Source organism: Singulisphaera chitinilytica, assembly GCF_049331405.1.
GTDB lineage: Bacteria > Planctomycetota > Planctomycetia > Isosphaerales > Isosphaeraceae > PoT.
This window is the reverse complement of the sequence record NZ_CP186274.1, coordinates 2592054-2613239: the sequence shown is the minus strand read 5'-3', so window position 1 is coordinate 2613239 and position 21186 is coordinate 2592054. Positions and strand designations below refer to the sequence as shown.

The 21186-nt window shown below is 62.2% G+C and carries 10 protein-coding genes, 1 tRNA gene and 3 rRNA genes; 13 read left to right on the top strand and 1 reads right to left on the bottom strand.

All coding sequences use genetic code 11. From position 1 onward, the window contains the following. The first annotated feature begins 8 nt into the window (after positions 1 to 8). From uvrB to ACOYYX_RS10390, 8 genes are all read left to right on the top strand, one after another. The gene (gene uvrB, locus ACOYYX_RS10425) at positions 9 to 2081 is read left to right on the top strand and encodes an excinuclease ABC subunit UvrB (protein WP_422929860.1); all 2073 of its coding nucleotides are present in this window, start codon (positions 9 to 11) and stop codon (positions 2079 to 2081) included. 65 nt (positions 2082 to 2146) lie between these two features. After that, entirely contained in the window at positions 2147 to 3037 is an 891-nt protein-coding gene (nadC, locus tag ACOYYX_RS10420; RefSeq protein WP_422929859.1) for a carboxylating nicotinate-nucleotide diphosphorylase, read from the top strand. A gap of 74 nt (positions 3038 to 3111) precedes the next feature. Continuing rightward, positions 3112 to 4104 (top strand): biotin--[acetyl-CoA-carboxylase] ligase, encoded by a 993-nt coding sequence (locus tag ACOYYX_RS10415; RefSeq protein WP_422929858.1) that lies wholly within the window; start codon positions 3112 to 3114, stop codon positions 4102 to 4104. Positions 4105 to 4559: 455 nt separating this feature from the next. After that, positions 4560 to 5213, top strand: a complete 654-nt coding sequence (locus ACOYYX_RS10410) for a tetratricopeptide repeat protein (protein ID WP_422929857.1) — start codon at positions 4560 to 4562, stop codon at positions 5211 to 5213. Between the two features lie 216 nt (positions 5214 to 5429). After that, positions 5430 to 6281 (top strand): hypothetical protein, encoded by an 852-nt coding sequence (locus ACOYYX_RS10405; RefSeq protein WP_422929856.1) that lies wholly within the window; start codon positions 5430 to 5432, stop codon positions 6279 to 6281. Between the two features lie 1796 nt (positions 6282 to 8077). Next, a tRNA-Cys gene (locus ACOYYX_RS10400) sits at positions 8078 to 8148 on the top strand. 572 nt (positions 8149 to 8720) lie between these two features. Then, a complete protein-coding gene (locus ACOYYX_RS10395) occupies positions 8721 to 9404 on the top strand; it encodes a hypothetical protein (RefSeq protein ID WP_422929855.1) in 684 nt (227 codons plus the stop codon). Positions 9405 to 10122: 718 nt separating this feature from the next. After that, the gene (locus ACOYYX_RS10390; protein ID WP_422929854.1) at positions 10123 to 10911 is read left to right on the top strand and encodes a hypothetical protein; all 789 of its coding nucleotides are present in this window, start codon (positions 10123 to 10125) and stop codon (positions 10909 to 10911) included. Between the two features lie 91 nt (positions 10912 to 11002). Here ACOYYX_RS10390 and ACOYYX_RS10385 read toward each other — a convergent pair whose 3' ends face one another. Beyond that, entirely contained in the window at positions 11003 to 12031 is a 1029-nt protein-coding gene (locus ACOYYX_RS10385) for a DUF1559 domain-containing protein (protein WP_422929853.1), read from the bottom strand. Between the two features lie 720 nt (positions 12032 to 12751). Between ACOYYX_RS10385 and ACOYYX_RS10380 the strand changes: the two genes are divergently transcribed. The 5 genes from ACOYYX_RS10380 to carA all read left to right on the top strand — a co-directional run bounded on the left by ACOYYX_RS10380 (position 12752) and on the right by carA (position 21046). After that, on the top strand, positions 12752 to 13450 hold the full coding sequence (locus ACOYYX_RS10380; RefSeq protein ID WP_422929852.1) for a pirin family protein: 699 nt from the start codon (positions 12752 to 12754) through the stop codon (positions 13448 to 13450). A gap of 916 nt (positions 13451 to 14366) precedes the next feature. After that, positions 14367 to 15874: ribosomal RNA gene (locus ACOYYX_RS10375) — 16S ribosomal RNA — on the top strand. 570 nt (positions 15875 to 16444) lie between these two features. Continuing rightward, a 23S ribosomal RNA gene (locus ACOYYX_RS10370) occupies positions 16445 to 19243 on the top strand. A gap of 215 nt (positions 19244 to 19458) precedes the next feature. Continuing rightward, positions 19459 to 19567, top strand: a 5S ribosomal RNA gene (gene rrf / locus ACOYYX_RS10365). The 16S, 23S and 5S rRNA genes sit together here, the layout of an rRNA operon. Before the next feature lie 327 nt (positions 19568 to 19894). Continuing rightward, positions 19895 to 21046 carry a glutamine-hydrolyzing carbamoyl-phosphate synthase small subunit gene (gene carA / locus ACOYYX_RS10360; protein WP_422929851.1) on the top strand — a complete coding sequence of 384 codons (1152 nt, stop codon included), beginning with the start codon at positions 19895 to 19897 and terminating at the stop codon, positions 21044 to 21046. Positions 21047 to 21186: the final 140 nt, after the last annotated feature.

The window sequence follows — 21186 nt, the reverse complement described above, 5'->3', positions numbered from 1 at the left end:
GCTCGAATATGCCCGACTTTCAATTGGTAGCCCCGTACGAACCGGCCGGCGATCAGCCCAAGGCCATCGAGCAACTCACCGAGGCCCTGCGCGAAGGGCGGCCCCATCAGACGCTCCTCGGCGTCACCGGCTCGGGCAAGACCTTCACGATGGCCAACGTCATCGCCCGGCTCAACCGGCCGACGCTGGTGATGTCGCACAACAAGACCCTCGCCGCCCAGCTCTACGGGGAGTTCAAGGAGTTCTTCCCGCACAACGCCGTCCGCTACTTCGTCAGCTATTACGACTACTACCAGCCCGAGGCCTACATCCCCCAGCGTGACATCTACATCGAGAAGGATGCGTCGATCAACGACGAGATCGAGCGCCTCCGCCTCGCCACGACGAGCGCCCTGGTCAGCCGCAACGACGTCATCGTGGTCTCCAGCGTGTCGAGCATCTACGGCCTCGGCTCGCCCGAGGACTACAAGAAGATGATGGTCCCCCTCAAGGTGGGGGAGTCGATCGACCGCGACGAGATGCTGCTCAAGCTCGTCGACATCCAGTACGACCGCAACGACGTCGCCTTCGAGCGCGGGAAGTTCCGGGTCCGCGGCGACGTGGTCGAGGTCTGGGCGGCCTACGAGGAAGTCGCCTACCGGATCGAGCTCTTCGGCGACGAGATCGAGACCCTCGCCGTCATCGACCCGCTGACCGGCTCCGTCCTCGAGAAGAAGCTGGATATGTATATTTATCCGGCGAAGCACTTCGTCCTGCCGGAGGAGCGCATCAAGGGGGCGGTCGAGTCGATCCAGGAGGAGCTGGACGAGCGGCTCAAGACCCTCAAGGATCAGGGGAAATTGCTCGAGGCCCAGCGGCTCCAGGCCCGAACCCGATACGACATCGAGATGCTGCTCGAGGCCGGCTACTGCTCGGGGATCGAGAACTACAGCCGCCACCTCTCGGGGCGGAAGCCCGGCGAGACGCCGAACACCCTGCTCGACTTCTTCCCGGCCAAGAGCCTGCTCTTCATCGACGAGTCGCACGTCTCGATCCCGCAGGTGCGCGGGATGTTCGCGGGGGACTTCAGCCGCAAGAGCACCCTGGTCGAGCACGGGTTCCGCCTCCCGAGTGCCCTCGACAATCGCCCCCTGCGGTTCGACGAGTGGGAGAAGAAGCTCGGCCAGCGGCTCTACGTCTCGGCGACCCCCAGCGACTACGAGGTCGAGATGTCGGGGGGCGAGGTCGTCGAGCAGGTCATCCGGCCGACCGGCCTCCTCGACCCCGAGGTCCGCATCGAGCCGGCCCGGGGCCAGGTCCCCGCGCTCCTCGCCGAGGTGAGGAAGCGGGCCGAGATCGGCGAGCGCGTCCTCATCACCACCCTGACCAAGCGGCTGGCCGAGGACCTCTCGCGGTTCCTCAAGGAGCAAGGGCTACGCTGCAAGTGGCTCCACTCCGAACTCGATGCCATCGAGCGCGTGACGATCCTGCGAGAGCTTCGCGAAGGCTTGTTCGACGCACTCGTCGGCGTGAACCTCCTGCGTGAAGGGCTCGACCTGCCCGAAGTCTCGATGGTTTGCATCCTCGATGCCGACAAGGAAGGCTTCCTGCGGAGCGAGACCTCGCTGATCCAGACGATCGGCCGCGCGGCGAGGCACGTCAACGCCCAGGTCGTGCTCTATGCCGACAACGTCACGAAGTCGATGCAGAAGGCGCTCGACGAGACCCTGCGTCGACGGGCCCTCCAGCTCGCCTACAACCAGGAACATAACATCACGCCCGAGTCGGTCGTGAAGGCGATCCGCCGCGGCATCGAGGAGGAGGTCCAGGCCAAATCCGAGGCCCGCAAGGCCGTCGGCCGCGACGAGGAGACCGACGCCTCGGAGGAATACCTCAACGAACTCGAGGCCGAGATGCTCGTCGCCGCCGAGAACCTCGAATTCGAGCGTGCCGCCGCCCTCCGCGACCGGATCATGCAGTTGCGTTCCGGCGCCGGCGGGGGCAAGGCCCGGGGCCCCGCGAGCCCGCAGGCCACCAGCGCCCGCGACAAGGCCAAGGCCGGCGGAGGGAAGAAAGGCCAGAGACGCCCCAAGCCGAACTGATCCGCCGTACTCGACAAAGCAAGCCGCTCATCGCATCACGACCCGCGAGACTGTGACCGAGACTCATGCAAACACATGGATTCGGATCGGCTGAAATCGGCAACGCCCAGGCCCTGATCCGCATGGCCCTGGACGAGGACCTGGGGACGATCGGCGACCTCACGGGGAACGCCACGATCCCCGAGTCGGCGCGGGGCAAGGTCCGCTTCGTCGCGAGGTCGCAAGGGGTCCTCGCCGGCCTGCCCGTTGTGGAGCTGCTCGCCCATCACTTCGGCCTCCACAGCGGCTGGCGAGGCCTGCTCCACGACGGCGATCGCCTGGAACCGAAGTCGGAGATCGCCCGGGTCGAGGGCTCCATGCGGGCCCTCCTGGCGATGGAGCGGACGGCCCTGAACTTCCTCCAACGCCTCAGCGGCGTGGCGACCTTGACCTCGCGCTACGTCCAGGCCGTCGCGGGGACCCGCGCGGCGATCCTCGACACGAGGAAGACGACCCCCGGCTGGCGCTCCCTCGAGAAGTACGCCGTGCGCTGCGGCGGCGGCCGCAACCATCGCTTCGGGCTCTACGACGCGATCATGATCAAGGACAACCACCTGGCCTGGCTCGCCTCGGGCCACGACCCGATCGGCGTGGCGGTCGAGGCGGCCCGCAAGCACTCCCCGGCCGGCACAATGGTCGTGCTCGAGGTCGACTCGCTCGAGCAGTTCGACCGGGCCCTCGAATGCGCCCCCGACGTCATCCTCGTCGACAACCTGGGCCCCGACGTTCTGGCCGAGGCCGTCCGGCGTCGGAATGATCGGCGCCCGGGCCTCTTGCTCGAAGCCTCGGGGGGCATCACGCTGGCGACGGTCGGGGCCCTCGCGCTGACGGGCGTCGACCGAATCAGCGTCGGCGCCTTGACCCACTCGGCCCCCGCGCTCGACATTGGTCTGGATTACGGCGACGATTCGGCCTGAACCGATCTCTCAGCGGGACGGTCCAGTTCAGGACGCGTCGAGTCCCATCCCGAGGTCGATCCAGCATCCCAACGATGAATATTGGCCTGCTCCATCGTCTCCGTTCCGCCGAGGGGGATTTCGTCCCGCTCGAAGCCCTCGGCGCCGACGTGGGCCTCGTCCGCAAGGAGTTGGCCGAACTCGAGGGCTTCGGCTTCGCGCTGGAGCATCACCCTTATCGAGGCGTCGCCTATCGGGGGCCGGCCTGGCGGCTCTGCCCCGACCAGATCGAGCACGAACTCGGGACTGTGCACATCGGCCGCAGGATCACGGTCTGGAACCGCGTGGGGAGCACCAACGACCTCGCCGCACGGGCGGCCTCGTCTACGGCCAACGAGGGGCTCGTCATCATGGCCGAGGAGCAGACGGCCGGGCGCGGGAGCCGTGGCCGAGTCTGGACGGCCCCCCCTTCGACCTCGCTCCTGATCTCGTTCCTCCTCTTCCCTCCGGCTCGCCTCGCGGAGACCGGCTGGCTGACCGCACTCGGCGCCGTGGCGACGGCCGAGGTCGTCGCGAAGTGGACGGGGCAGGCCGCGCAGATCAAGTGGCCGAACGACGTCCGCGTCTCGGGCCGCAAGATCGCCGGGATCCTCGTCGAGCGGAACCTCGGCGCGGTCGTGGGGATCGGCCTCAACGTCAACCTCGCCGCCTCGGATCTTCCCCTCGATTTGCAAACCACGGCCACCTCGATCCGGATCCTCGCGAACGGCACTGTCGATCGTTCGGAGGTCGCCCGCGACCTGATCCGACGCATGGATCACTGGTACGGCCTCGGCCTCGAATCCGGGCCCGAGACGTTGAACCGCCCCTGGCGCGATCGCAGCGAGCACCTCGGCCGGCTCGTCCGGGCGAACACCACCGACGGCACATTCGAAGGCCGGCTCGAAGACCTCGACCTCCTGGTTGGGGCCACCCTCGACTCCCCGTCGGGGCCGATCCGGCTCCCCGGTGAGCGGATCCTCTCCCTCGCCGTCAAGGACGACGCGCTCGCCGGCCAGGCTCCCGACGCCGTCGCACCCCCCGCCTGAACGCGGCTCGCCCGGCCCGTTCAGATCCATCAAACTCGGGGATGAACCGCAGAGTTGGCCCTCGGCGACGACCATCGCGTTTATTCGTTCGAGCGTTCGAGGTAGATTCGAACAAGATGCGGACGAAACTGTTGTCCTCCGCGCCTGGCTCCTGATAGACTCGCCTCAGAAATGACACCTCTGCCGGGCTCCGCCAAGGCGCAGATTCCAGGGCCAGAGGGGTCATCCCGCCTGCTTTCGGAGACCAACCCATGGATCGCCTCTCGGTCCGGAGATCCCTGGCTGGCAAGGCCGAGTTGACTGCTTCCACGCATGCGTCTCGGTCCCTGCGAGGCGCGATCCGTTCCCGAAGACTTGCCCGAACCCTGCCCCTAGTCCTTTGCCTGGCCGCGGCCACCAATCATCCGGCCGAGGCAGGCACCTCCCTCGTCGCCCCCCGCTTCGGAGCCCCCGGCATGCTGGAACCTCACACCGGGTCCTTACTCGTCGACTACTACGAGGCATTCCTCCGAGATCAGGACATCGATAGCTTCCGGCAGCACGTCTCGGCCCGCTACACGGAGGGGACCCTCGCCCGCCTGATCGAATCGGGCAACACGCAGGCCCGCCGCGCGGCCGTCCTCGCCCTGGGCCTCTTCGGCTCGTATGAGGTCAACGCCTCCGTCGCGAAGGGCCTCCGGGACACCGACCTGACCGTCCGCCGCCTCGCGGGCGACGCCCTCTGGGCCATCTGGTTCCGCGCCGACAGCCCCGAGAACAACAAGGTCCTTGAGGAAGTAAGCCAGCTCATCGGCCGCCAGCGTCATGCACAGGCCGTCGAACTCGCCACCAAGCTCCTGGAGAAGGCGCCCAAGTTCGCCGAGGCCTACAATCAGCGGGCGATCGCCCACTTCGCCCAGGAACGCTACGAGGAGAGCGCGGAGGATTGTCGCCTGGTCCTTGAGCACAACCCGTATCACTTCGGCGCCCTCTCCGGCCTCGCCCAGTGCCAGCTCCGCCTCGGTCATCGTCCCGAAGCCCTCAAGACCTTCCGCCGCGCCCTCCGCCTCCAGCCTTACAACGACGGATTGCGCGAAGCCGTCGAGGCCCTCGAAGCCGAAGGCGAGTGACGCCGTCTTTTCCTCTCCAACCCCGCTCACGCCATCCCTTGGCAGATGAACGTGTCCCTCTCTGTTAACGCAACGCCTCCCGCATCTGTCCCTCCCCAACTCTGCCCCGCCTGAATTCGATGCCTCGCATCCTGCAATCCGGGCACGCGACTTGCTGGATACAAAAGTTCAGTATCCTTGCGAATCCATGTGTCACTCACCAGGAGCGAGGCCGTCATGGCGACCCGATCCCCGCAGGGCCGAAAGAAGCAAGCCGCCCCCAAACCCAAGGTGAAGAAGGCGAGTAAGCCGAGTCTTCAGGCTCGAAGCGTGGAGGAAAGAACCTCCACCGTGCTAGAACGCGGCGACCTCCTCTTCTTCTATCGTCCGGACGTCGACGAGACCTCGCCCGAGGGACTGCTCGATGTCAGGCGCTTTCATCTGGTCCTTCGTCCCGAGGGTAAGGATATCCTCAGGCTGATCACCGTCGGGCGGAAGCAACTCCCCGAGGCCGCCGAGGAAGGCCGCAGCTATTGGGCCTTCGTGGAGCGAGTCTTCCACTCGCCCGACGAATTGCGCGACACTCTCGACGGCGCCAGATATGAGACCGAGACCCTCGGCGAGCGTCAGCTCCCCCGGGCTAGGCCCGTCGGGGAGGGGATCTACGCCCTCGCCCGACACGGCCGGAGCACGGTTCTCGCCTATGCCCTCGACCTGCCCAAGGAGATGGGCGAGGTCCAGCATGCCTTCCACGTCGAACGCGAGGGTCAGTTCGTGATCTCGGTCAAGAATCCCGCCGCCGACTCCCCTTCCGGCTCCGGGTTGGAGGACAGCCGTCGAGCCGATTTCCCCGAGGAACTACTCGAACGGTTCGGCGACCGACGCTGGACCCCGGCCGAGCCCCCCGAATTCCTCGACTACGAAGGCGCCGAGTTAGTCCTCATCGGCGGTCGCGAAGCCTCCGACGACCTTGACATGGAGTTGGACCCCCACGAAGACGCCCGCGCCCACGCCGCCCTCCTCAAGGCCCTCCACCTCGAGAAGTCCGACCGCACGAACCGACCCCTCTATGAGGGAGTCTGGGAATAACGACGCCACGATCGGGAGCTGGAACAGCTCCATGTGTTGAGGCGTGACTTCCGTGTTCAGCAACGATATGAAATTGTTTTCATGTCGGCTGTGATCGGTTCGTCTCAGGATGTGAAACAGAGCGGCCCGGGGCTCCCGGCCTACAGTTGATTCATGCCTTCCCCCCCGGGGACATGAACCTACATGTAGGCCGGGAACCTCGGGCCGCAAAGCTTCAGCGACCTCGACGGTGTCGGAGCCGAGCGGATTGTTCGAGGATGGCCCGGGGACCCCCACCCGAGAGAAGACTGGTGCCTTCCCCCCCGGGGACATCAACCTTCACTCAGGTTGGGGTCCTCGAGCCATCCTCTAGCTCCAAGGCCTCGACGGATGCCGGTCCTCCGCGGCCCGGGGACCCCGGCCCAGACAAACCCCACGCCTTCCCCCCCGGGGGCGTGGAACTTACCTTGGGCCGGGGTCCTCGGACCGACTTGAACCGGGACATCAGTCGGCGACCCTCCCATCCGGGTGGAGCGATCCGGGGAACCCACCCCGCAGAGGGACGATGTCTTCCCCCCCGGGAACATCGACCCTCCGCAGGCCGGGTTCCTCAGACCGCTGACACCCCATATTCCAGGCTCCAGCGAGCTTAATCAGGACTTCGCCCTTCGCGAGATCCGGGGATCCCGGCCTACGTTTGAATCGTGTCTTCCCCCCCGGGAACACAAAGCGAACAGTAGGCCGGGATCCTCGGACCCCGCGATCATCGCGAAGAAACTCCCTCTGCCGATCTTCCCCGGCGGCCCGGGGATCCCAACCTAAAGTAGGCCAATGCCTTCCCCCCCGGGAACATGGGTCTACACCTAGGCTGGGATCCTCAGGTCGCCATGCGGAAGCCGACACGCGTCGCGAATATTCCATTCGTGACGACAACGACGTCATCGATCGTCTTGGCGCACAGGAGTATCGAGTTGGAGATCGACCGATCACAGTTCGATGACTCCAGCAAGTGCCGATACATCGAGAGCGGATGAGATCATCCCCGACACGCTTGTGCGTGAGACGGTGAGTACCCGGCCAACCCTCATGGCATTCTCAGGATAACCTGAGGGAATGCTAGGGGAAAGCGGGCATCGATGTCGGAGGGAAACTCAGCAGCGGAGAATAGGCGAATTGATCCGCTGCAGAGAGGCTGTTCCGAGAGAGGTCGGAACAAAGGTGGGACTGGTGACGAAGAGCGGGAAAGCCGAGAAATTGCAGGACAGGAGAGCCGAGCTACCGAAGCGCGTCGAATCCTCTTCTCCGTCCGTATCTTCCCCTTCAAACGCCGTCTCGTCGATCGATTTGACGAACGGAGTGGAAGGTGAAGGATATTCGACAGGACAGTAGAGGAGCTCACCCCCAGTCGGGGATGAAGAGAGACGTAACTCGCTCGGGTGCGAATTCAAAGGCGCGTCCATTCCCCACGTACCCATGCTGGGCAGCAGCAAGGCGATACAGGAGATGAGATGGAGGAATGACGCCATGTCGAATACACTTCGAGCCAAGATAAGGTCAATCTCGACCACAGACGACAGTATTATCAGCCGATCGAGCCCGTTTGCAAGACATAAATTTCAGAAAAACTCGAACCCAAGTTCCCGCCGCTGCTGTGTCCGGTTGGTGACGGCTCGATGTCATGAGTCGCCTTCAGTCATTTTTCGTCATTCCCGGGTCTTTCATCGCGTCTTCGCGATATCCGACCGTCCTCCGAAGGAAATGAGAAATCCCTCTTGCTTGGGAAGTCCCTACCCGGTAGTATCGTCCCCTCTCCAATCGGCGCCGTAGCCAAGTGGTAAGGCAGAGGTCTGCAAAACCTCCACCCCCGGTTCGAATCCGGGCGGCGCCTCTGAACGACGTAAAGCCCTGATTCGTCAGGGCTTTTTGCGTTGATGCACTTCGATCGTCCATTGACATTTCTTCTGATACCCTACTGCTTCCAGCCAACTTTTAGGGCTTTGACTCCTTGCTAAGGTAGAGGTTTTTCCAGATCTCTGACCTGCTCGATCGGACGTTGCGCCATATCTACTCCAAACCGCTCGAAATGTGCTCGACCTTCATTGATTCCTTGTGAAATACCAACCCGACGTTCGGGCTTTCGCATCGATCGTATTTTGATCGTCGCGGATCAGGTCTCTGATCAAAATGAAGACTTGCGACCATGGTTTTCATGCTTCAACACGCAAGTCCGAGGGATTGCAATCCGATCCTCAATTCTCCAGGTTCACACCTCGCCGCCTGTCATCCCTTCGGTCCCGGAGTAATCGGCACGTCTCGATCCGAACGTGTTACTGCGATTGAACAACCGAAAATTTCGAGTTTGAGGATTGCGCTTTACGACGAGGATTTCTCGCGTTAAGGTTTGACCTCCATTTCGTACGTCTCTTGCATACAAATTGATCTTCAGGATTGAAACTCTCCATGGATGAAAAGGCCAAGGATTGGCGTAGGTGGCTGGCCGTTACGGGCTTCATCCTCCTGGCCGGGACGGCGGAGCAGGCACAAGCTGCGGCGTTTGACACGTTCCTGAGCTCGCGTGGTAATGAGCAGGTCTCCTCGCTCAGTATCGACGGGGCGACCATCACCGGCTCGGGAACGTTGAACCTCGATTTAAAGAATGGGCTCAGCGTGGTCGGCGGACTGCCCGGCATGGACGGGACCGGCGGGACGATCGACCCCACGGAATCGATCACGATCAAATTCGCCGAGCCTTCCCTCGGGCTGACGATGACCTTCCCGATTCACGGTTCCTACGGGGACCTTCCCGCCTCGAATTCCGGCGCGTTCGAGGCCCAGGGCTTCGACAAGTCCGGTAGCTTGATCGCGACCGCCGACATCGTGCCGGCCCCCGTGACGCTCCCCGACAACTCGGTCATCCGAGCGTCCGATCTCTCGTCCTTCTCGGCCTTCACCAACACGCCTGTCTCGTCGGTGAAGATCACCCCCATCGGAGGGCTCACGGGCGGGGCGACCCTCAGCATCGACGAGATCAGCTTCTACGGGAATACGGTCCCGGAACCTTCGTCCATCCTCATCGGAATGGCGTTCGTCGCCGCAGGCGTCTACTACCGCCGATCCAGGTGTTCCGACGCCATCACATCTTGATGATTGCATTTGTTCTCATTCATACTCTACCCAATCGAGGTAGAACGACGGCTCGACGGGCGATTTCGCCGATACGAGCCCGTGAATTCGTCGGCTTGTCCGAGCGTTTTTGGGAGGATGGGATTCTGTTCCCGTCCTCTTTTTTTTTGTGCTCGATCCCGTTTAGTTTGGCCTGGGTGCGGATCGGGTTGAAGCTATCATGGCGACAGCTAAATCATTGTTGCGATAAAAAGCCCCCTACAACCCTCTCTCCGTGCTGCCATTCGATATAACCCCATGTTGGCGGAAAATTGTCCGTGGTCGACGATTCTTTGGCCGTCGAGTACGTCCATTTCGGGCCAGGCCGCCTGGATGTAAGTTGCTTATTGCCAATGATATCCGCCTTGATAATAGTCGGGGAACGGCGTTCGCATAGGGATGCGACCGCTTTGCCCCCATTGGCTCGCGGTGCATAGGAAGACACGCCGTCGTCAATTCAGGCAGAGCCAGCGATTCCGCCATGTTGCCCGATTCGCTGGGCCTCGGGATGCTCAAGCCTGGAGACGAGACAATGGATATGACGCGCGACGTTCCGCCAAGGCAGCCTCGGTCCGCCAGTCTCGTCTTTCTCATCGCCTTGATTGTCACAGGGTGTGGCGGATCCCCTCAGTCCGATCCATCGGCCGCGGCCTTCGTCGGTTCGACAGATGGTGGCGAAGCCGATGACGCTGTCCACCGCATGGCGCTGTCGATCGGCGAACCCACGCAGGCCGGAGGTCATAAGCCGGGGCTGTCGCAGACCATGACGATCCTGCGGGAGTCGCAATGGAACGAGTCGCGAGGCTGCGTCAACTCGCATCGCTACTTCGGTGGGACGGGCAAGGATGGACGATCCGCCCCGGATCTGCTGCACACGGCGCAGTCACTCCAGGTATTGCTCTCCGCCGGATTGCCCGCCGACGATCCCTATGCGCAGAAGGCCATCACGTTCGTCGCACGTTGCCAGAAAGTATCCCAGTCCTCCTCTCCCGACGCGTCGACCAAGCATGATGACCCGGAAGAGGGCGGATTCCTGGTCGAGCCCGCTCTGAAAGAGGCTTCCGGTCGGGGCGAGGTAGCAACGAAGACGAAGCCGAATGGCGTGGCCACTTGCATGGGCCTGACGAGCCTCCTTGGCTCGGGCGTCGCCGTCGAGGACGTGCGCATACAGCGGGCGCTGGGATGGCTGAGGCGTCACTACAGCCTCGACGTCCATCCCGGCATGAGCACGACGAACCAGGGGCTCTACCGCTATTACTATGAATTCGCCAGGCTGATGAGGATGCTCGGTCTTGATCACTTCCGCGATGATCAGGGCGTCCTACACGACTGGCGCGAGGAACTGGCCCTCAGGCTGTCCGACAGGCAGCAGGGAGACGGCAGCTGGGTGAATCCCCAGGAATCGCCCGAGCAGGCCCACTCCTCCCCCGTGATGATCACCACCTATGCCCTTCTGACGCTCAACCAGATCCGCGACTCAAGGAAGTGAGGCTTTGAACTCCGGCCTGGATGGGGACGCAATCCAGGCCGAAGCGATCGAGTGGACCAACCCACCTCTTCGAGCCAGTTTCCGCCTCGGATCAGAAAGAGTCCGAGCTCAGAACTTCGCCGCCGGCCACCGTGCCGATCGCCCGCCAGTTCAGGCCGTTGATGGAATCCTTGATGAACCGCACGGAGCCGTCGCCGAGCAGCGCGTTGACGCCGCCGGGGTGGTAGCTCCGTGCCGTGGCGGCCGCGAAGGTCGGGCGGCCGAGCTTCTCGCGGCTGCTCGTGAGGTCGACATCGCTGTACAGCTTGTTGGGGCCTCCCGAGGTCCGCTTGTTCGGCGGCCAGGCGGTCGTGATCCCCGTGTGGTGCGAGCCTGATTCGAACCACTGTGTGCGACCCTCGTCGACGCGAAGGGCGCATCCTCCGAGGTACTCTGGCGCGACCGTGTGGGGGTCGGCGTTGGGCGGGGGAACGTTCGACGCATCTTGGATGTTGGCGAGGGTCGGACAATCGCGGTAGTAGGTCACGAAGGCCTTGCCCTCTGACATCAAGAGGGTGTTGCTGAGGCCGTCGGTGAACTCGGAGAGGCGACGGGAAAGATTCGGGCCGAACGCCGAACGCCCCTTCAGATTGCTGCCGAGTCCGCCCCAGACGAACCAGTCGCCCGTGACGAAGCCGTAGGAGGCGATCCCGTAGCGCGTCCCATCGGTCAGGGCTCGCGTGCTCGGCTTCACCTCGCTCGGGCAGACGAGGAAGCCGATGAGCGCCGCGGCGACCGACGTGTTGGGGGGCGTCTGCATGTCCACGTCGAAGTTGATGGTGTTGAAGAGCGGCCCCTGCTCCGCGAACGGGATGATCCGGGCGTGCGCCCCGTAACCGTTCGACCAGGTCACGGTCGTCCCCGTGCCAGTCAGGAGCAACTGCGGCGGCAGCGTGTTGATCGTCTGCTCGTAGCTGTGGATCGCGAGCCCCAACTGCTTCATGTTGTTGGTGCACTGGATGCGTCGGGCCGCTTCACGAGCCGCCTGCACGGCGGGCAGCAGGAGCGCAATCAGGACGGCGATAATCGCGATGACTACCAGCAGTTCGATCAGGGTGAATCCACGTCGTCGACTCGACATCGTCACACTCGTTTCTTGGGGGGGAATTGAACCCGGGCCTCGGCCTCGGCTTCCAGTCTGACGTAAGCGGACGCCGCGAGCGTCGCGGTTCGGGAGAGGTTCGAGCCTCCGCGCGACGACCCGGCAGCGGGAGTCAGGATCGTCGGCCGCAGTGCGCGACGCACCCCTCAATGCAAGATTCATTCCGATTGATCATGCGATGACTTATGTCGAACCACCATCGGATCCTTGAGCAGACTTCCGTGAGGGATGAACAACCAGGCGAGTGTCGAAAGAATGGCCACATTCGGTGAAAAAATGATCGCAACATGCTGCTCAGCATCAAAGATGTGAATTTTCATTCTGATCGACTTCATTTTTCATGAGATGACCTGGGCAGTCAGGTTCATTTTGGATTTCCGACTGGTTCGCCGACCCGTTGGTTTTCCACCCCACGGGCGAGCACACTCGGGCGATGTCGAGGTCGAGTCTGGGGAATGATTCGTCCGGCCCCAGGTTGGGATCGTCGGTCGGACCCGAAAGCCGACGAACATTCGCCTTCGAGATCTCGTAGATTGCCTGTTGCAACAATAATCGTTGTGACTTACAATGATCTCAGTCGAGGGTGTAAGGACGATCACACGGCGATCAGCCCTTTCTCTTGCTCTCGGCGTGACGGGTCCGAGGTGCCTTCTCGATTGGGAAAGCCCCCTCAGGCGATCGAGTTGAAAGGAATGTCCGATGCTTGCCATCCGAAGGTCGGCCGAACGTGGTCATGCCCGCTATGAGTGGCTGGATACCCACTACACGTTCTCGTTCAGTGAGTATCACGACCCGCGGCACATGGGTTTCCGATCGCTGCGAGTTATCAACGAGGACCGCATCGCCGGTGGTGGTGGATTCCCCAGGCACGGCCATCGCGACATGGAGATCCTCACCTACGTGATCGAAGGGGAACTGAAGCATCAGGACAGCCTCGGGAACGGCTCGACGATCCGTCCCGGCGAACTGCAAAGGATGACGGCCGGGTCCGGCATCCTGCACAGCGAGGCGAACGCCTCGGAGACGGACCCGATCCACCTGCTCCAGATCTGGATCTTCCCGGACCGCGCGGGAATCACTCCGAGCTACGAGCAGAAGGAGTTCGACCGCACGCAGGCTCGCGGCCGTTGGCAGACTCTCGCCTCAAGGGATGCTCGTGACGGCTCGCTGACGATCCACCAAGACGCGAGTCTCTCGCAGACATTCCTGGATCCGTCGGAAGTGGTCAGTTACGAGTTGGGTCAGGAGAGACATGCTTGGTTGCAGGTTGTCTCCGGATCGGTGAAGGCGGTCGGAGTCGAGTTGAAGGCGGGTGACGGCCTCGCGATCAGCGATACGGAACTCGTCGAGGTCGAGGGCCTGGAATCTTCGGCTGTCCTGCTGTTCGACCTCGCCTGAGCTGAGGTCCTCAGGATTTCGCGGCGAGACTGATCCGGGCAGCGTCGGATGATCGGCGGTTAACTCGAGCGTTCACCCGTATTCGTGGCGTCAGTAAGAAGGACGTGACGCGGAGACGGGTGAACGCTCGGTCATTTTCAGGTCGCAGGGAACAATAACAACACTATTGAATCGCAAGCATTCCAATAGGGAGCAGATTTACAACAAGCGGGGAAGCATCAAGGCCCGCTCCACCGGCCAATCGCCCCTCGCCGCTCCTCCCAGTGGTCAGCGGTATGAATGGGATCGCGAATAACCGTGGCAGCATGGATCGAAGAGCCGATCGATGTGCAGATCAATCTCTGGGGTGACTTATAGTCGAAAATGATGAAGAGTTGGGCGACCAAGTCGAGTGAAAATGACAGGGCTTTGTGGAGCATCCACACTGTTAAGAATTAGCGCCCCACATCGAGGCTTCGCAAAAAACTCATCCAATTCCCTAGTAGCCTGTTGACCCCGGACGATTTCCCGGTACTATTACCCCTGTCGCCTGTGACAACACGGGTGACGACGACCGGCCGACAGGACGGTAACGGACAATCGATACTGAACTGTGGGTCGCGTATCCCTGCGTTGGTGTTCGGCCGGAATGACTCGCCCCAAGAGGCAGGTCGCTCCGGCCGCTGACATCGTCGGGGCTCTCTTTGACAATTCGGTCGATCGTGGTGGATCGTTGTGGACCCTCGAGGGAAGCCGGCGTGAAGCCGTCGGGGTCGTCCCCTCCCGGTTGGGGAGGAGTACGGCAGGGACGGCAGCACCAACCGGCATACGATTCCGGGATGCAAATCCCAATGAGGATCGTCTGCGACCAGTCAGTTATTTCCTCGACCCGAAGGGAGAGGATCGAGACGCCATCTTCGGATGGTGAATCGGACCAATTTTGAAGGGTTTGATCCTGGCTCAGAATGAACGTTGGCGGCGTGGATTAGGCATGCAAGTCGTACGGGCCGCAAGGCCAGTGGCGCAGGGTGAGTAAGGCGACGGTAACCAACCCCGGAAATGGGTATAGCCGCGGGAAACTGCGGGTAATCCCCAGCGACGCGAGGACTCGGCATCGAGGCCTCGCCAAAGCTCCGGCGTTCCGGGACGGGCCGTCGTGGTATTAGGTAGTTGGCGGGGTAACGGCCCACCAAGCCTGCGATGCCTACCGGGCGTGCGAGCGTGGCCCGGCACACTGGGACTGAGACACTGCCCAGACTCCTACGGGAGGCTGCAGTCGAGAATCTTCGGCAATGGGCGCAAGCCTGACCGAGCGACGCCGCGTGGAGGACGAAGGCCTTCGGGTTGTAAACTCCTGTCGAGGGGGAAGAAGCCGAAAGGTTGACTGAACCCTGGAGGAAGCACGGGCTAAGTTCGTGCCAGCAGCCGCGGTAAGACGAACCGTGCGAACGTTATTCGGAATCACTGGGCTTAAAGCGCGTGTAGGCGGGAGGGCACGTCCGTCGCTGAAATCCCACGGCTCAACCGTGGAACGGGCGCGGATACGACTCTTCTGGAGGAACGTAGGGGGACCTGGAACTTCCGGTGGAGCGGTGAAATGCGTTGAGATCGGAAGGAACGCCCGTGGCGAAAGCGAGGTCCTGGACGTTTACTGACGCTGAGACGCGAAAGCCAGGGGAGCGAACGGGATTAGATACCCCGGTAGTCCTGGCCGTAAACGATGGGCACTGGGTAGGGGGCTCGCCGATGGGCTCCCTGCCGTAGGGAAACCGTGAAGTGCCCCGCCTGGGGAGTATGGTCGCAAGGCTGAAACTCAAAGGAATTGACGGGGGCTCACACAAGCGGTGGAGTATGTGGCTTAATTCGAGGCTACGCGCAAAACCTTATCCCAGGCTTGACATGCACGGATTAGCCGGCGGAAACGCCGGTGAGGCCGCAAGGTACAACGTGCACAGGTGCTGCATGGCTGTCGTCAGCTCGTGCCGTGAGGTGTTGGGTTAAGTCCCCTAACGAGCGAAACCCCTGTGTCTAGTTGCCAGCGCGTCATGGCGGGAACTCTAGACAGACCGCCGGCGTTAAGCCGGAGGAAGGCGGGGATGACGTCAAGTCCTCATGGCCCTTATGCTTGGGGCTGCACACGTACTACAATGGGGCGGACAGAGCGTCGCAAGTTCGCAAGGACAAGCTAATCGCAAAAACCGCCCCTCAGTTCGGATTGCGGGCTGCAACCCGCCCGCATGAAGCTGGAATCGCTAGTAATCGCGGATCAGCATGCCGCGGTGAATGTGTTCCTGAGCCTTGTACACACCGCCCGTCAAGCCACCAAAGCGGGGGGCATCCGAAGTCGCCGGAGCCGCAAGGCGAGCGCCGAAGATGAAACCCGTGATGGGGACTAAGTCGTAACAAGGTAACCGTAGGGGAACCTGCGGTTGGATCACCTCCTTTCTAAGGATTTCCTTGGAAAATCTCGGCCCGAGACCGGGCCAAAGCGGTGCGAGTTATCTCGCGTCGTCCGGTCGGAAAGGCCGCATCGGCACCGTCCCTAGTTCTCGACGCTTGACGCCGGCTTCCCACGCGGGTCCGTAACGCAACACCACGAACGATCGACCGTCTCAGATGAAAATCTGATGGGGTGACGGTGGGATGAGCGATCATCCCACCTCTGCTCTATCGCTTATTCAGAAGTCCCGCTGGGTGCGGGGCGGTGCTGTCATCAGACAGCTTCGCCCCCTGGCCAGCGGCCAGGTAGGCCCCGGGTTGCCGGGCGCCGATCGCTCCTTGACAATTCGGTGATTTGGTCACGCAAGAATACCGTAGCAATGGTAGTGGCATACCAAGTATCTCCACAACAGTGGAACCCTTACGGATCGCGAGACTGACACGCCGAGAGGCGGACAGGTCTCGCAAGTATCGTTACACGGTGGTGAAGCCGCGTCGCGAGACGCCGACTCACCAAGCGGGAACGTGACCCATGCCGGATCGACTGTCGCACCCGTGCGGCGGCCGGATCGGCGTGGTCAAGCTCCTAAGGGCACGGGGGGGATGCCTAGGCGTCATCAGAGATTCGGGCGTGGAAGGCTGCGAAATGTCCGGGGGAGCTGCCGAACGAGCGTCGATCCCGGAATGCCCGAGGAGACCCGGGGAACTGAAACATCTCAGTACCCGGAGGAAAGGAAATCAACCGAGACTCCCTCAGTAGCGGCGAGCGAACGGGGACCAGCCTAAACCGGGTGGGACACCACCCGGGGTCGTGGGGCCGGAGTCGTGGGATGAATGAGCGTCAGCCGAAGTTCCTTGGAACTGGACACCGTAGCGGGTGAGAGTCCCGTAGGCGACGATGCGAGTTCCCCTATCCGGTACCCGAGTAGGGTCGGGCACGTGAAACCCGGCCTGAATCGGCGGGGACCATCCCGCAAGGCTAAGCACTCGATGACGACCGATAGCGAACCCAGTAGGGCGACCGAACGGTGGGAAGAACCCCGATGAGGGGAGGAGACTGAACCTGAAACCCCGTGCCTACGAGCGGTGGGAGGGCATTGGCCTCGGCCAGCCTGACCGCGTGCCTTTTGCATAATGATCCGGCGAGTTACTGTATTCGGCCCCAGGTTAATCCCTTCAGGGGAGGAGCCGCAGCGAAAGCGAGTCTTCATCGGGCGCCATAGTCGAGTGCAGTAGACGCGAAACCAGGTGAACTACCCATGGGCAGGTTGAAGCGGCCCTAACCGGCCGTGGAGGACCGAACCCACCAGTGTTGAAAAACTGGGGGAGGACCCGTGGGGAGGAGTCAAAGTCTTATCAAACCTGGAGATAGCTCGTTCTCTCCGAAATGGCTTTAGGGCCAGCCTCGGGACATACCCTGCGGGGGTAGAGCGACGGAATTCGGTCGGGGGGCTTCCCGCCTACCCGCCGAAACCCAACTCCGAATACCGCAGGGCGGACCCCGGGAGTCAGAACGTGGGGGATAAGCTTCACGTTCGAGAGGGAAACAACCCAGACCGCCGACCAAGGCCCCCAAGTCGACGCTCAGTGGCAAAGGAAGTGGGATCGCGGTGACAGCCGGGATGTTGGCTTAGAAGCAGCCACCATTTCAAAAGTGCGTAACAGCTTACCGGTCGAGCCATCCCGCGCCGAAAATGACGGGGACTAAGCGTCGCGCCGCAGTCGCGGATCGGAAACGATGGTAGGAGAGCGTTGCCCGCCGCCGCGAAGCCGGATGGAAACGACCGGTGGAGCGCGGGCAAGTGCGAATGCCGGAACGAGTAACGATAAGATGGGTGGGAAGCCCATCCGCCGAAAGCACAAGGTTTCCTGGGGAAGGTCAATCCGCCCAGGGTCAGTCGGGACCTAAGGCGAGGCCCAAGGGCGTAGCCGATGGACAGGCGGTTAATATTCCGCCACCCGTCATGAAGGTTGAGCCGCGGAGGACGCCGGGACGAGGAGAGTCGGGGCGCTAGATACCCCCGTGCCGCAAGGCCGACAGCATTCGATCTGGAAGCTCTTTGAATTCCCGGCCACGAAAAGCCCCGCGGGGACGACATGACCGGCCCGTACCGCAATCCGACACAGGTGTGCTAGGCGAGCATCCGAAGGCGTTCGGGAGAACCCTCGTGAAGGAACTCGGCAAAATGACCCCGTACCTTCGGTATAAGGGGTGCTCACCGCAAGGTGAGCCGCAGAGAATCGGCTCTAGCGACTGTTTATCAAAAACACAGGACTCTGCCAACTCGCAAGAGGACGTATAGAGTCTGACGCCTGCTCGGTGTCGGTAGGTTGAGGAAGGCGGTCAGCGAGAGCGAAGCTGCCGACCGAAGCCCCGATAAACGGCGGCCGTAACTATGACGGTCCTAAGGTAGCGAAGTTCCTTGTCGGGTAAGTTCCGACCTGCATGAATGGCGTAACGACTGGAGCACTGTCTCCACGAGGGACCCGGTGAAACTGTAGCCGTGGTGAAGATGCCACGTACCCGCGGTCAGACGGAAAGACCCCGTGAACCTTTACTGCAGGTTGGCATTGGGTCAGTGTCCTTTCTGTGTAGCATAGGTGGGAGGCTGCGACACGGCGGCGCCAGCCGTCGGTGAGCCATCGGTGAAATACCACCCTGAAATGACCCTGATCCTCACCGGTCCGTAGCCCGGGCCGGGACCATGCTCATCGGGCAGTTTGACTGGGGCGGTCTCCTCCCAAAGAGTAACGGAGGAGTGCAATGGTACCCTCGGCCCGGTCGGCAATCGGGCAACGCGAGCGCAAACGTAGAAGGGTGCCTGACTGCGAGACCCATCAGTCGAGCAGGGACGAAAGTCGGCGTTAGTGATCCGGCGGTGCTGGATGGAAAGGCCGTCGCTCAACAGATAAAAGGTACTCCGGGGATAACAGGCTGATCTCCCCCGAGCGTCCCTAGCGGCGGGGAGGTTTGGCACCTCGATGTCGGCTCATCGCATCCTGGGGCTGGAGAAGGTCCCAAGGGTTTGGCTGTTCGCCAATGAAAGCGGTACGCGAGCTGGGTTCAGACCGTCGTGAGACAGGTCGGTCCCTATCTGCCGTGGGCGTAGGAAACTTGCGGAGCGTCTCCCCTAGTACGAGAGGATTGGGGAGGACCGACCTCTGGTGTGCCGGCTGTCCCGCTCGGGGCATCGCCGGGTAGCCAGGTCGGGACCGGATAAGCGCTGAAGGCATCTAAGCGCGAAGCCCCTCCAAGACGAGGTTTCCGGCACGAAAGTGCGAAGGCTCCTGGAAGACGACCAGGTCGATAGGCCGGGAGTGCACGGCGAGCGATCGCCGCAGCCGACCGGTCCTAACAGCCGACCGCTTGACCACCCCGATCCGTCCGCCTCCCCCGACGTTGAGCGTCGGAGGCGAAGGATGAGATCCGGAGTGTGTTTCACACATCACCCGGACCATGTGACATACGGATCTATAAGGATCCGCTGTGGTCGAGGTCCTCGGGTGTGCCCGCCCGCTGCGAGTCATTCGACGCGTGACCCGATCCACCGAAACGCGTCCGTCCGGCTTCATCGCCGGGCGGATGAATTTCCGGCGACCATACTGACGGGGTCCCACCCGTTCCCATCCCGAACACGGCCGTTAAGCCCGTCAGGCCCATGATAGTGCCCCTGGCGCGAAAGTCGGTCATCGCCGGAATCCCACAAGCCGCCCCGGTCACCCCCAAAGGTGACCCGGGGCGGCTTTTTTTGTTTCTTTGCATTAAGGTCGCTGAGCTTCCTCTATCGCTCTTCCCCGGAATCTCGTAGGAGTTTTTGCATCCACCTATGAGGCTCTTTGTAGGGAATTTCTTCACGTTCACTTGGTCTTCGGCCTCGATCTAATCTAGTTTCGCGTCTTCGTATTCCTCTATACTAGTAGAGGCAGATTCGAGGGGTTTCGGCGTGCGCGCTTTGCGCCTGAAAAAGGACGATCCTGGCTCACTTTCGATTTCGACTTCTGCACCGGGGAGAATTGGACGCATCCATGGAACTTGCGAAGCTTGCGTTGGAAGACGGCACTGTCTTTACGGGCAGGGCCTTCGGGGCCAAGGGTGAAATCGATGGCGAGGTCGTCTTCAACACGAGCATGACCGGGTATCAGGAGATCCTGACAGACCCTTCGTACCACGGTCAGATCGTCGCCATGACTTACCCTCAGATCGGCAATTACGGGGTTAACTCAGAGGATGCCGAGAGCAGCCACCCCTGGGTCCGTGGCTTCGTCATCCGAGAGCTGAGCCGAGTGGTGAGCAACTATCGGTCGCAGGCCTCGCTCCAGTCCTACCTCAAGGAACACGGGATCATCGGCATCGAGGGGATCGATACCCGGGCGCTCGTCCTCTTGACGCGTGAGCGCGGGGCCCTTAAGGGGATCCTGTCGACGAAGGACCTCGACGACGCCAGCCTCGTCGCCAAGGCCAAGGCGAGCCCTGGGCTTGTCGGCCGCGACCTCGCCCGCGAGGTGATGCCGCAAGAATCGAAGTCCTGGGAGCCGGGCCTCGAGGTCACCTACGCCATCGCGCCCGAGAGCGCGAAGGGGCGTACGGCCGCCGAGGGCAAGAAGATTCCGCACGTCGTGGCCCTCGACTTCGGCATGAAGTGGAACATCCCGCGCCACCTGGTCGACCAAGGCTGCCGGGTCACCGTCATGCCGGGCTCCGCGCCTGCAGCAGCGATCCTCGAGCACAATCCCGACGGGATCTTCATCTCCAATGGCCCCGGCGACCCCGGCGCACTCGCCGAGGCAACCGAGACGCTCCGACACCTCATCAAGTCGGCGGCAGAGAAGGACGGGACCCCCATCTTCGGCATCTGCCTGGGGCACCAGTTGCTTGGCCAGGCCTTCGGGGCCAAGACTTTCAAGCTGAAGTTCGGGCATCGTGGCGCAAATCATCCGGTCCGCAACGAGCAGAGTGGTCGGGTCGAGATCACCACGCAGAATCACGGGTTCGCCGTCGATCCGTCGACCCTGCCCGGTGACGTCGTGGCGAGCCACGTGAACCTGAACGACCACACGCTCGAAGGACTCCGCCACTCGAAGCTGCCTGTTTTCAGCGTGCAGTATCACCCGGAAGCTTCGGCGGGCCCGCATGACAGCCACTACCTCTTCGAGGAGTTCCGCAACCTGATGGGTTGAGAGCCGTCCGGAGGCGTAAGTCGGTCGTGCCGTTGGCGATGGAGCGGGCTTATTTTTGCTCCATTGCTCGACTCTGCTCGCCGTGAAGTTGGTTCGATTCGAAGTGATCAACCAAAGTTTATTAGGTTGATTGTCGCTAC

What these genes read in the sequence shown, in the direction of transcription:
- ACOYYX_RS10405 (WP_422929856.1), top strand. Translation starts at nt 5,430, where the DNA reads ATGGCGACCCGATCCCCGCAGGGCCGAAAGAAGCAAGCCGCCCCCAAA.
- ACOYYX_RS10380 (WP_422929852.1), top strand. Translation starts at nt 12,752, where the DNA reads ATGCTTGCCATCCGAAGGTCGGCCGAACGTGGTCATGCCCGCTATGAG.
- nadC (WP_422929859.1), top strand. Translation starts at nt 2,147, where the DNA reads ATGCAAACACATGGATTCGGATCGGCTGAAATCGGCAACGCCCAGGCC.
- ACOYYX_RS10395 (WP_422929855.1), top strand. Translation starts at nt 8,721, where the DNA reads ATGGATGAAAAGGCCAAGGATTGGCGTAGGTGGCTGGCCGTTACGGGC.
- carA (WP_422929851.1), top strand. Translation starts at nt 19,895, where the DNA reads ATGGAACTTGCGAAGCTTGCGTTGGAAGACGGCACTGTCTTTACGGGC.
- ACOYYX_RS10385 (WP_422929853.1), bottom strand. Translation starts at nt 12,031, where the DNA reads ATGTCGAGTCGACGACGTGGATTCACCCTGATCGAACTGCTGGTAGTC.
- ACOYYX_RS10410 (WP_422929857.1), top strand. Translation starts at nt 4,560, where the DNA reads ATGCTGGAACCTCACACCGGGTCCTTACTCGTCGACTACTACGAGGCA.
- ACOYYX_RS10415 (WP_422929858.1), top strand. Translation starts at nt 3,112, where the DNA reads ATGAATATTGGCCTGCTCCATCGTCTCCGTTCCGCCGAGGGGGATTTC.
- uvrB (WP_422929860.1), top strand. Translation starts at nt 9, where the DNA reads ATGCCCGACTTTCAATTGGTAGCCCCGTACGAACCGGCCGGCGATCAG.
- ACOYYX_RS10390 (WP_422929854.1), top strand. Translation starts at nt 10,123, where the DNA reads ATGGCGCTGTCGATCGGCGAACCCACGCAGGCCGGAGGTCATAAGCCG.